Source organism: Methylocella tundrae, from assembly GCF_038024855.1.
Classification (GTDB): domain Bacteria; phylum Pseudomonadota; class Alphaproteobacteria; order Rhizobiales; family Beijerinckiaceae; genus Methylocapsa; species Methylocapsa tundrae.
In genome coordinates, this window is sequence record NZ_CP139089.1 from 102,114 (window position 1) to 114,144 (window position 12,031).

Here is a 12,031-nt window from a genome sequence, read left to right on the forward strand (position 1 = left end):
TTGAGCTTGACCCATTGGCCAGTTCATAACGCCGGATCGGAGTTCGCGCAGAATTTAGTGGGCGGCTTTCCGCCTTTCGGCTTCCGGCCGATGATGCGTGCCGAATCGCTCCACCATCGTCGAGCTGGCTTTGTTGAGGCCGAGCACTTCAACCGTCGCGCCATGGCGGCGCAGTTTCAGCACGATGTCGTCAAGGGCGCCGATCGCCGTAATGTCCCAAAAATGCGCCTGACTGACATCAATGCGAACCCGCTCCGGCGCGCCCAGATAGTCGATGGCGTCAACGAGACTGTTCGATGAAGCGAAGAACACCTGTCCCGTGATGAAATAGGTTCGTTCGCGCCCATCCTCGGAGAGTTCGGACGTGACGTCCAGCAGGCGGGCTACTTTGGCGGCGAAGAATACGCCGCTGAGAAGAACCCCAGCCAGAACGCCCTTGGACAAGTCCCCGGTCGCCACAACCACAAGCGTCGTGGCCAGCATCACCACGGTTGACGTCAGCGGATGGGAGCCCAGATTTTGCAGCGACGGCCAGCTAAACGTGCTGATCGAGACCATGATCATGACAGCCACCAGCGCCGCCATCGGAATTTGCTTCACCCAGTCGCCGAGAACGACGATCAGGAAGAGCAGAAAACAACCCGCCGTGAAGGTGGAGAGCCGGGTGCGGCCCCCGGCTGTGACATTGATGACCGACTGTCCGATCATCGCGCAGCCGCCCATGCCTCCAAGAAAGCCAGTGACGAAATTCGCAACGCCCTGGCCGGCGCATTCCCGGTTCTTGTCGCTGCCGGTGTCCGTCATGTCATCGACGATGGTAGCCGTCAGCAGCGACTCGAGAAGGCCGACCGCAGCCATGGTGAGCGAGTAGGGAAAGATGATTTTGAGGGTTTCCAGGTCGAACGGCACATGCGGGATCGCGAACACGGGCAGGCTGGACGGAAGGTCGCCCATGTCCCCGACCGTGCGGAGCTTGACGCCAGTGAAAATGGCGAAGGCGGTCAAGGCCACTATGCTGACCAGCGCCGAGGGCACGCGCCTCGTGAGCAACGGGAACAGATAGATGATCGCGAGCCCCACTGCGACCATTGTGTAAGTTTGCCATCCGACATGCGTCAGCTGCGGAAGCTGGGCCAGAAAAATCAGAATGGCGAGGGCGTTGACGAAGCCGGTCATCACAGATCGCGAGACAAACTTCATCAGGAGACCGAGCCGCAATGCTCCGGCGATGATCTGCAGAAGTCCCATGAGAACGGTCGCAGCGAACAGATACTGAAGGCCATGATCTTTGACCAGCGTGACCATCAGCACCGCCGTGGAAGCCGTCGCAGCAGAGATCATGGCAGGGCGCCCGCCCACGATGGCGGTCACGACAGCGATAGAGAAAGAAGCATAAAGGCCGACCTTGGGATCGACGCCGGCGACAATCGAGAAGCCAATCGCCTCTGGAATCAGCGCCAGCGCCACCAGGACGCCTGACAGGAGTTCGGTCGGAGCATTGACCAGCCACTCACGGCGGAACGTGTCGTAAAACCTCATTGTTTGAACCAAAATTAGCAGCGAGACCACTTGGCGCAAGCTTCGGCCGCCCGGAAATGCAGGCGACGCAATACCGCAATGTCTCGCTGGTGTTTCCGGGGGATAGGCGCCCGGCCGAGCCACCCGATCTGATCGGGTCCGACGAGCATTCAGTCTGCCTGCATTGCGCTGCAACATCAACCCAAAAAGCGGTCCATCTGAAACGGCGCCTTTGGCGGTGTTTTCGGCCTTACGGCATGACGGCTCGGGAGCAAACTTCGTCCCGGAAGCGGCGCTCTCGGGGCTGCCTTGACGGTGATTGACCCATTTAGTTCAAGACGCCAATTCGGATTTCGCGTAGATCTATGGGCACGGGGCCGTAGCTCAGTGGGAGAGCGCTGCGAAAGCAGAGATGGCTGGTTCGAATCCGCCAGGCTCCACCAAATTCTTCCGCAAATTGATGTCTGCCGCTCTCGCGGGCGCCTTGACGGATAGGGCTGCAAACGCGAGCCCGCCCGCAAGGGCCGCCAAATCTTTCGGCGTTCTCGCGGGCAGGCCTAAATTTATTGGTGCTGAAACGAGGGCAGGTGTGACCCCAAGGCCGCTGCAGCGGCGTGTTGAAGCGCACATGCCGGACGGCATGGTTCAGCCTGGTTCGAGCGAATGGATGCGCGGCTAGGGCATGATGCCGGAACGTTGCAGACTTTTCGGACCCCATCATGCGGTAAAACAAGAGCTTAAAGAGCTAATGCGATCCGCTTGAACGCATTCCGCGCTAGACGACGGCCCCTTTGGCCGGGCCTTTGTCCTCGCAATCGGCGAGCGTGGCTCTCCGGCCTGCGTCCAGCAGCCTGATCACGGCTCCCTCGTCCTTGAGCCAATTCCGGCGCTCGGCATATTGCATCGCCGCGCGAAAGTCGGCGCCGCCACTGCTTAGTTGGCAATCGATGAAAACATCGCTCGCCATCAGACTTTCCCCTTCCGCGACATTCCGTGATTTGAAGATCGACAACATCGCGATGGCGCGTTCCTGTGAAGATGCGTTCTGGCCCACGATCATATCCCCTTTGGATTTTGGGCCTTTGAACCTGCAACTTGCGAATTAGTTGCCTCGCCTTTAGGCGAAAAACGCGAATTCGCGTTAACCAGCCTCGGCAAGGCGCGCTGAGCGGCAAGCGCCCGCATCAGCGACTGAGGAGCGAGCCGCACTGCTCAGCCACGGGTTTCCTTTCGATCGCCGCCGGAATTTTCAGGACTTGCGTTGCTCCGGCGATGCGTTGTGGCCATGGGGCGGCGGCTCCGCTGGGGAGGCCGCTTCAGCGTAGGCGATCTGGCGCTGAACGTCCAAGAGCCTGTTTTCGCAGCGCTCCCATTCGCCGCGCCGGCATTCTCTTACCCGGCAGCCGAACTCGCACCTTGCAAGATCGATTGGCACGTCCTGCGCGATGTGTCGCGTCCAGAAGCCCCTCAGCCATTCGAACATGCCCGTCAGCTCCTTTGCTCATTGACGACACTTGCCCATTCGTCGGCAGAGGCGGGCGGGCGTCAAGCGCTTTGTCATTGCGCGCAAAGCGCCTCCGTCGGTCGACCAGAGCTCTCACCCGCCGGGACGTTCAAAAAAGGCATCCCTGCGCCGGCTTTGCGGCTTCTTTCGCCTCCTGCCGCCACGCCGGCTGAAGCTGCGGCGCGGCGGCGGGGTTTTGCACCTGGGGCGAATCATTCTCTGTCTTGTTTACGGCGGGGCCGATCTCAAAAAAGCTCAACACGTCATTTTCCGGCGGCCGCAGCAAATCAAAGGCTTTGTCCGCGCTGGCTTCATCCGGATCGAGCCATTTTTCAAACGACGAAGCCTCGATAATCGCGGGCAGTCTGTCGTGGATCGCCGTGGTCACGCCATTGGCGGCGGTCGTAATAATGCAGGCCGTATCCATTTCTTCACCGTTTGGCCCGATCCAGCTTTCCCAGACCCCTGCAAGACCCAAAGGCGCGCCATCCCCGCGGCGAAAGAGGTAGGGGCGCGAAGCCTGCCTTCCCCTTGCGCCTGTCTCTGACCCCCGGCGCCATTCATAAAAGCCGTCGGCGATAAAGAGGCAACGGCGGCGTTTGAACGCCATCTTGAAGCTTGCTTTGTGCAGGAGCGTTTCGCTCCGCGCATTGATGATCAGCGGAAATGACCTCGGATCTTTGGCGAAAGAGGGAACAAACCCCCAGCGGACGAGAGAGAAATGGCGCGTGATTGCGCCGCTCGGATCAAGGCCGGCGCGCACGATGGGAACAGGCTGCGTCGGCGCTATATTATATCGAGGCGGAAAATTCGGCTGCTCGACGTAGCCGAAAAAGCGCCGCACGGCCTCCGGCGGCAAAGTGATGGCGTAGCGCCCACACATGAAAAGGTCCCGTTGGCCAGGATCGACCGCTCCTGATATTGGGAGTGGGGGCGCTCATGCAACCCGTTTCCAAGGCCCCGTGGCGCACCCTATTTGCAGTGATCTGCTCAAGCCTTGGGCGGGTCGAGATAAGCGCGAAACTGATCGAGACAGGAATCGCGCGCGAAAAGCCCGGCGAGACGGCGCCCGTCCCCCAGCGCTGGATGAGCGTTCTCGCTGACGAGATGGTCGATCTCCGTCGCCATCGCCGCGCTGTCGCCGGCAGGCACGAGAATGCAGGTGCCCTCCAGTACTTCGTAAAGCTCGGTGCCCCGATCCGCCGTGACGAGGACGGGCTTGCCGCTCGCCAGCATTCCTCCGAGCTTTGAAGGCAAAACGAGATCGGCCGCGCCCTGGCTCTGCGGCAGCACATGCAGATCAGCAAGATTAAGCAGCTCACAAAGCCGCGCCTCCGGCTGCAAGGGCAAAAAATGGACGCTTCTGAGGTCGCCATAATCGCGTTGCAGGCGCTGCTTTTCGGGTCCGTCGCCTGCGATGACGAAATGTACATGAGGTTTGCCGGAGAGTCTGCGCGCTGCGTCGAGGACAACTTCGAGCGCCTGCTTTGCGCCGACATTGCCCGCATAGAGGACGACGAAATCGGCTGCGCCCAATCCAAGCTCGCTGCGAAAGCTGTTCGTTCCGTCGAGCGGCTTGATCTTGGCGAGATCGACCCAGTTGCGGACGATGCCGATTCTGTCCGCCGCGACGCCTTTGGCGATCAGTCGCTTGCGCATCTGTCCCGAGATGGTGATCAGCCCGTCGAATCGGCGCAACAGCCCTGATTCAACGCCAAAGATGAGTCTTTTGAGTAGCCCGCCCTTCAAATGACCGACGGCGAAGGCGGCGTCGATTTCAAGGTCCTGCACGTGAAGGAGGGCGCGGGCGCCGAAGAATCGGCCGACCAACCCGACCGGGGCGACGAATAAAGTCGGCTCGACGCAGAGGACGATGTCGGGGCGGAAGCGGATGATCTGCCACAGCGCGACCGGCGCGGAGGTAACGGCGAAGCTCAATGGCGCGATCAGGCGCCACACGCCGCGCATCTCGGTGCGCAGCGCGATCGGGCAGCGCAGAACTTTGACGCCGTCGCGAACTTCGCTTGCGTAGCGCCATGCATGAAAGGGCGGAATGACCCGCCAGCCGGGGTAGTGCGGCGGCGCGGTGACGGCGACGACCCTGTATCCCAGTTCAGAGAGGTAGGAGCCGATTTCGCCGGTGAAGCGGCCGACGCCGATCATCTCCGGCGCGTAATTCTCACCATAAATGAGGATTTTTGGGCGCGGTTCGGCTCTGGCGGCGGTCGGCGTCATCGGTGCTCGAAACTCGAGGGAGGGCGAATTATAGGCGTCGTCCGGGCCCCGGTTCAACGGCCTGCGGTGTCGCAGGCCGTTTCTATGCTAGGTCCATGCCTGATGCTGGACCAGATCGCATCCATTAAGGCGTGGCCGTCGTAACCGGAATGACCGTAGTGCCTGCGGTCCCCGTGACTGGCGTCGCCAGGGTATTGCCATGAACGGCGGCCGAGGCCGTCGGGACGCCGATGATGGTCGACGTCACGCCAGTGGTCGCCTGCGTCACCGTAGTCACGAAGTTAAAGAATTTCGACAGCTGGTAAGACTGGGAGTTGGAGATGAAAATGACGTCTCCATTGCGCATCTGTGTTCTGGTGGCGAGGAAATAGCCCCCGGGGTCGCTCAGGTTGATCTGGAAAATGACAGGAACAAGATCTCCGGCGAAGCCTGACACATCCGCGCCAAGGAGTTTTGCAACCTCTTTCGGTTCTCTCCGATAAAGGAATACGTTGGCCGCGTCGGCGCGGGCGTCCTGCAATCCGCTTGCTTTCGCGACGCCCTCGGCGAGATTGATGCGCCATGCGTCGAAATTGAATTCGCCCTGTGAGCCGAGCGTGCCTTCGGCGCCGGAGGCCCCGAAAACGATGAATTTCTGCTGTTCCTGGTAGACGTAGATGCGGTCACCTGGCTGGATATAAATATTATTGGCCGCATTCATGACCAGGTTTTCGAAGGGGACCGTGGCGCGCCTGCCGCCGCGTTCGAGCATGACCCAGGTTGAATAGCCCTGTCCCTTGATGCCGCCAGCGCGTGTAATCGCGTCGAGGACGCGATCGCCGGCGCCGGTCGCGGGAACCGCGAAGCGAAGCGGCGTATTCACCTCGCCGATGACGCTGATGAGCGAGGTTCTCTGCTGCGCCAGGGTGACGACGACCTGCGGTTCGATCGCGCGGTTTTTGATCTTGTCGACGATCTCGTTTTGAATTTCCACATTGGTGCGGCCGGCGGCGCGAATCACGCCCGCGAATGGGAAGGTGATGTTGCCGTTATTGTCGACCGGCTGGTCGGGGAGAGTGACGTAGTTGCCGGGCCGCGCGCCGGCGTCGAGCGGGATGAACAAGCCGCCGGCGGTGGCCTCGAAAACCGTCGTCGATACGATGTCGCCGATGCCGAATTTGATGTTGGAGGACGGACGCCGGTCCGTGAATGCGCCGGCGAGACCTTTTGGCTCATAAGCGGCCAGAACGTCGATCGTCTCCGGCGTCAGCTTGATCAGGGCGTATGGAAGAGACTCTGATTTCTGCTTCAAGACGTCGACGGAAGCTGGGCCATCGTTCGGAAAGAAGCTACAGCCGCCCGCGCTGAGCAGCGCCGACGCCAACAAGGTGATCCCGCCCAATCGAAAACCCAACATGAACTTCGCCCCTCTTCACCTTTTTGACTGATACCCTGTCGGAGCGGTTGGGGCCAGAGGAACCCGGCCCATGTCGCCGGGGAAAGTCTCAGTATAACAAAACCTGTTACAAAATTGGCACAGCTCCGATCAAGCCCAAATCCTCATGCTTGCGGACGCTTGGAAGTTTCAACCGGGCGTTATTGAGATTAAACCATAATGGAGGCGCAAAACGCATCCGTCGACGGCGCAGTTGCTGCAGCGGTTGATTACGGCGCCGGGTTGATCAGCGAGGCGGAACGCGGCGATCCCCTCGACGCTGCATGGACCTGCTTGTCCCGCCGCGGCGCGGGTTCAACTCCGCCGGGGGCAATTGCGCGGCGGCCGAGCTTTTCTTGAGGCGGGATTACTTCAGCGCCACGAGGCAGAAATCGATCATTTGATCGAGGGTGGGTTCCGGATCCTGAGCGCATTCCACCATCAGTCGCGGATGGCAGAATCGAATGCATGCGCTGTGCACGAGGAGAGCGGCGAGTTGGTAGTCATCAGCGTGGAACTCGCCTTCGTGAACACCTTGGGAAATGATTGCAGAAAGCGACGCGTGTATTGTTTTGACATGCTCATGAACGATCGGCCAGTTTTCATTGAACGCCGTTTCGACGAGTTCATGCAGCTTACGATTGGAGAGGAAGCGGTCGGCGTTCGCTTTTTCGATCGCGGCTATCGCCGCGCGCAATTTTTCGGCGGGTCGCCCCGGCTGTTTCACGACATCGTCGACGGCGGCCTCGACGCTGCGAAGAAGGCGGCCTCCTACCGCCTCGTTGATCTCTGCCTTGGCCGAGAAGAAGCGGTACACGTTGGCCGGCGACATGCGCAATTCGCGGGCAATGTCCGCGACCGTTGTCTTCTGGAAGCCGATCTGGCCAAATAGTCGCTCCGCCACCTCGATAATGCTGAGGTGCGGATCGCTTTGCCTTTGTTCGTTGACAATTTTCATTCCACCGCTGTCCCCAAATGACAGGAAAGACCGTACAACGAATTATGCTGCAGTGCTTCACCTATATGGGTAAAGTCTTCGGCATAGCTTCTGGTCAAATTCAATGCAAGCGCGTTGTGATTATCGCCTTCAGCTAAAACCTGCGCCTGATGTTTGGGCTTTCAATCAAAGGTTGTGTCGAAGGATTGAACTCTGCAAGTCAATGCGGGGAGGCCGATATCTAGATTAAGATACCTTAATTGAGTTTGTTATATTGATAAAGAGAATAGAAAATATTATCCGCGATTTTGTCGCGATGTTGAAATTTGCGCCCGGTCGCATATTCAGAAAGGAATAACGGCGCGGCGGTCAACTGGAATGAATGGCGCGGTTTTCGCTGGCCATTGGTCATGGGTGTGTGCTTAATGGCGACTTTTAGGACACGGAGGCGTGCGGGTGCAGGGGCTCGATGATGTAGATATTCGGACGCTGCTTCAGTTGGAGACGGATCTAACCGATCAGTCTCTTGACGCGTTTCTTGAGTTTATTCGACAACACTACAACCTCTCCGGGATAGAATACTATTGTTGCTCGTTTCGAGGGAGGTCGAAAGCTAGTCCATTTATCGCCCGAAGCCAGGGTCGCGATTTTATTGAAAAGGCCTTCGATCATTACAAGGAGCTCGTCGACCCACTTTTTAGCGGCGGCGCGCGATCGGTCCTTCCCATAGACTGGGCGCGGCTGCCGCGAATCGAAACAAACGTCCACCATTTGTTCGACGACAGTGGTCAGCGCGGGGCGGAGTGCCAGGGCTTGACCATTCCCGTCCGTGGTCCGGTCAATGGCCTCTGGGCGCTTTTCAGCGTTGCGTCAGACGAAAATGAACAAGCCTGGTCCGCACGTCGTCATGATCTCATGAAAGATCTTGTCCATGTGGCTTATTATGTTCATCGGCGCGCCTATGACCTGCACGCCAAGGATGCTCCGATCGATCTCGACGCCATCACGAAGCGTGAAATCGAAGCTCTCGAGTGGTCGGCCGACGGAAAAAGCCCGGCGGAAATCGCTATTTTGATGCGCATTTCTCTTGAGACGGTCAAAGCGCATCTCGATGCGGCGCGTTTCAAGCTGCAGGCGCTCAATCGAGTTCACGCCGTGACCAAAGCCATCCGAGCCGGCTTGATTCGGTAGCGCATCGCATTGGTATTTGTTTGTAATTGGTAGTAATATATTATTTATTGATCGCTATCGGGCCGTCGAGATAAAAAGCAAGCCGGTCACGACCAGTGTGAGCAATGTCGGAAAACGTCAAAGCAAAGACGTCATGCCTCGCGAAGTGAGCATATGACGATTGATATATTGCACCAAAATTCTTTCTTCCCATATGACTAAAGGCTGATTTCAAAGCGGTTCAGCGGCGAAATCATATTTGGCTCTTCGGCCCAGCCTTTACTATTTGCCAGAGATTCTCTTTATTTGAGAGCGGGGATGATGGAGGGTTTATGATGGCGAATCTCGACGGCGTCGATATTCGAACGATGCTGCAACTTGAAGCCGACCTCACCGATCAAACGCTCGATGGATTTATCGGTTTCATTCGCGAGCATTATGGTCTTGCCAATATCGCCTATCTTTGCCCTTCGTTTCCTGGCCGATCGGTGCTCGATCCCTATGCGCATATGACCTATAGCGAGGCTTGGACCAAACATTATAAGGCCCATAAATACACCTTTATAGACCCTGCCGTTACCGTCGGCGCGCGATCTGTTCTGCCGGTCGATTGGGCGCGGCTTCCACGAGAGGGCAAAAAGGTTCAGCGTCTCTTCGGCGAGGCGAAGGATGCGGGCGTCGGCCATCAAGGGCTGACAATTCCTGTGCGCGGTCCAACCAACTCGCACTGGGCGCTTTTTGTTGCGACCTCGAGTGAAAGCGATCCCGAATGGTCGGGTCGGCGTTACGAGCTCATGCGAGATCTCGTGCATGTGGCGCATTATGTCCATCAGCGCGCCTTTCAGTTGCACGCCAAAGAGTTGCCGGTCGACCTAAACGTCGTCACGAAACGCGAAATTGAAGCGCTCGAATGGTCCGCTGAGGGGAAAACGCTGGAGGACATCGCGATTTTGATGCGGATTTCGGCCGAGACGGTCAAGTCGCATCTCGATTCGGCTCGCTTCAAGTTGCAAGCAATCAATCGCGTTCACGCTGTCACCAAAGCGATCCGCGCTGGCTTGATTCGCTAATTTCCCGCCAGTCAAATTATTTTACTTGATAAATGTCGTCATTTGTCATTGATTATCGCGGTCGGACCGTATATAGATCGGTCCCTGCTAATTTCGCTTGCGCGGGCTAGGGCTTAGCGAGGCGATAGCTCGGCGAAAAGCGCAACACTCCTCGACGCTGTCTCGCAAGCGTTGCTTAAATTGAGTGTAAACTGTGCTGCTTATGCCGGCCATCCCCGATTCGGGGAATATCTTTAACGTATGGCAGGCATCAATTTGGGGCATCCACGATTTAAGGAGCCCCCGAAATGATCAAATACATTTTTGGCTATGAACGTCAGGAACATCCCGAACTCTTCGATGAGATGTTTCGCCAGCGCAAAAAAATCTTCATTGACGAGAAGAAATGGGACATCAAGGCCGTCGACGGAGAATTCGAAATCGACGAATATGACCGGGATGACACAGTCTATGTCGTCAGCCTGCGCCCCGACGGAAGCCTTGCCGGGTCGGTTCGCCTGCTGAGCACGGTTACGGATCATATGGCCAGCGGCGCCTTCCAGCATATGTTTCCAGGCTTGATGATCCGCTCGCCGACGATCTGGGAGGCGACACGCTTCGCAGTCGCGAAAGATCAGCGCATGCAGCGCAATGGAATCTCTCGCGCGGCCTGTGAAGTGATGCTCGGGACATTTCTTTTTGGTCTCGAACACGGCGTTTCGCAATTGACCGGTATCTATGAGGCGCCGAATGCACGCATCTACCGGAAATGCGGCGTCAAACATTTTATTCTGGGACGTCACAGGAGTGCGGAGCACGGCGCGGTGCATTTTGCCCTCGCCGACGTTTCCCGCGACATGGAGATCGCGATCCGCGAGGCGACCGGCCTCAAGCCGGTCGAGGTTTTAGCCGAAGCGGCGGAATAAGCAGCCGGCAGAACGCCAAAGCCGCTCACGGGGCGGGCGGTTATCACAGATTTAGGCATCGAAACCCTTCTGTCCGGAAAGACGCGGTCTTTCCGGACAGATTCGTGTTTTGGCGGGCGCGCCACCCGCCATTCGCATTGTCCGCGGGCGCAGGCGCCGCATCGCGACCGCTAGCGCCGCTCACACACGGCGGACGCTGCGACATTTTGCAGCGTGGAACTCGCTTTCGCATCGGCTTGTAAGTTAAGCTATGGATGGGTGGCTCCGCCGGTCAGACGAAGAAGCGGAAAACACGTCTCTTTCCTCCAGCCTCGTCACTATCAATCGCATTCCGCTGGCGGCACGCGGCAACGGGGCAGGGAGGGCTCAAGATGTTCATTGCGATCGCGCTGGTGGCTCTCGCCTCTTTCGCCGCGGGCTTCATCAACGCGATGGCTGGCGGAGGCTCGTTTTTGACGCTTCCGGCGCTGATCGCGGCCGGCGTGCCGCCGGTCGCTGCTAACGCCTCGAGCACCGTCGCTCTCTTTCCGGGCCAGATCACGACGGGCATCTCGGCCCGCGATGGAATCGCCGCCGCGTCGAAAGATCACCGGATCAACGTGCCGGTGCTGGCCGCGATCAGTCTCACGGGCGGCCTTATCGGCGGTCTTTTGCTCCTTGTGACGCCGGAATCACTGTTCAATCGCATCATTCCCTGGCTCATCCTGTTCGCCACGCTGGTGTTTGCGGGGGGCAATTTTCTGCGTACCGACAGCGAACGCTTCAGGCTGAGCCGCACCGGCGTTTTTGTCGCGCAGGGCTTCATTTCCATTTATGGCGGCTATTTTGGCGGCGGCATCGGCATTCTCATGCTGGCCGGCTTGACGCTCTACGGCCTGCGCGACATCTGGCTGATGAACAGCCTCAAAATTCTGCTCGCCGTTCTAATGAACGCGGCCGCCGTCGTCACCTTCATCGTTGCCGGTCTTGTGCACTGGGAGTTGACGTTCGTCGCCGCGATCGCTGCGATCATCGGGGGCTATGTCGGCATTCATGCCTCGCGGCGCCTTCCGCCCATCGCCGTCAAAAGCTTCGTTATCGTGATCGGCCTTGTCCTTACGGTCTATTTCTTCATGAAGGCGTAAAAGCCGGAGCAGAACGCGTTCACGAAGAATCGCGCTCCGCACTTGAAGCTCTTATGATACCGCATGACGCCGGCCCGAAAAACCTGCAGCTTTTCGGCATCATGCTTTGGAGCCGTTTCGACAAAAAAAAAAGGGCGTCCGGCGGCGCCGGGAC

Annotated in this window: 11 protein-coding genes and 1 other annotated feature; of the genes, 4 read left to right on the forward strand and 7 right to left on the reverse strand. The window is 58.4% G+C overall.

Translation table 11 applies throughout. The features are described 5' to 3' along the window. Positions 1-54 precede the first annotated feature (54 nt). From SIN04_RS02915 to SIN04_RS02945, 7 genes are all read right to left on the reverse strand, one after another. Positions 55-1,539 carry a SulP family inorganic anion transporter gene (locus tag SIN04_RS02915; RefSeq protein WP_341264194.1) on the reverse strand — a complete coding sequence of 495 codons (1,485 nt, stop codon included), beginning with the start codon at positions 1,537-1,539 and terminating at the stop codon, positions 55-57. A gap of 89 nt (positions 1,540-1,628) precedes the next feature. Further along, positions 1,629-1,682, reverse strand: a sequence feature (sul1 is cis-regulatory element that is thought to sense ions involved in sulfur or methionine metabolism; They are found in Alphaproteobacteria). 611 nt (positions 1,683-2,293) lie between these two features. Beyond that, positions 2,294-2,485 (reverse strand): hypothetical protein, encoded by a 192-nt coding sequence (locus SIN04_RS02920; RefSeq protein ID WP_134486034.1) that lies wholly within the window; start codon positions 2,483-2,485, stop codon positions 2,294-2,296. A gap of 282 nt (positions 2,486-2,767) precedes the next feature. Beyond that, the gene (locus tag SIN04_RS02925; protein WP_134486035.1) at positions 2,768-3,001 is read right to left on the reverse strand and encodes a hypothetical protein; all 234 of its coding nucleotides are present in this window, start codon (positions 2,999-3,001) and stop codon (positions 2,768-2,770) included. 130 nt (positions 3,002-3,131) lie between these two features. Then, the gene (locus tag SIN04_RS02930) at positions 3,132-3,905 is read right to left on the reverse strand and encodes an SOS response-associated peptidase (protein WP_134486036.1); all 774 of its coding nucleotides are present in this window, start codon (positions 3,903-3,905) and stop codon (positions 3,132-3,134) included. A 107-nt stretch (positions 3,906-4,012) separates the two neighbouring features. Then, on the reverse strand, positions 4,013-5,257 hold the full coding sequence (locus SIN04_RS02935; RefSeq protein WP_134486037.1) for a WcaI family glycosyltransferase: 1,245 nt from the start codon (positions 5,255-5,257) through the stop codon (positions 4,013-4,015). A gap of 124 nt (positions 5,258-5,381) precedes the next feature. Continuing rightward, entirely contained in the window at positions 5,382-6,653 is a 1,272-nt protein-coding gene (locus SIN04_RS02940; protein WP_341264195.1) for a polysaccharide biosynthesis/export family protein, read from the reverse strand. A 385-nt stretch (positions 6,654-7,038) separates the two neighbouring features. Next, positions 7,039-7,629: a TetR/AcrR family transcriptional regulator gene (locus tag SIN04_RS02945; protein ID WP_134486038.1), complete on the reverse strand. Its 591-nt coding sequence runs from the start codon at positions 7,627-7,629 to the stop codon at positions 7,039-7,041. A 435-nt stretch (positions 7,630-8,064) separates the two neighbouring features. Between SIN04_RS02945 and SIN04_RS02950 the strand changes: the two genes are divergently transcribed. From SIN04_RS02950 to SIN04_RS02965, 4 genes are all read left to right on the forward strand, one after another. Continuing rightward, positions 8,065-8,799, forward strand: coding sequence for a helix-turn-helix transcriptional regulator (locus SIN04_RS02950; protein ID WP_134486039.1), 735 nt, complete (start codon positions 8,065-8,067; stop codon positions 8,797-8,799). A gap of 311 nt (positions 8,800-9,110) precedes the next feature. Beyond that, positions 9,111-9,848 carry a helix-turn-helix transcriptional regulator gene (locus tag SIN04_RS02955; RefSeq protein ID WP_341264196.1) on the forward strand — a complete coding sequence of 246 codons (738 nt, stop codon included), beginning with the start codon at positions 9,111-9,113 and terminating at the stop codon, positions 9,846-9,848. 287 nt (positions 9,849-10,135) lie between these two features. After that, positions 10,136-10,753: an acyl-homoserine-lactone synthase gene (locus tag SIN04_RS02960; protein WP_134486041.1), complete on the forward strand. Its 618-nt coding sequence runs from the start codon at positions 10,136-10,138 to the stop codon at positions 10,751-10,753. A gap of 371 nt (positions 10,754-11,124) precedes the next feature. Next, the gene (locus tag SIN04_RS02965; RefSeq protein WP_134486042.1) at positions 11,125-11,877 is read left to right on the forward strand and encodes a sulfite exporter TauE/SafE family protein; all 753 of its coding nucleotides are present in this window, start codon (positions 11,125-11,127) and stop codon (positions 11,875-11,877) included. Positions 11,878-12,031 lie beyond the last annotated feature (154 nt).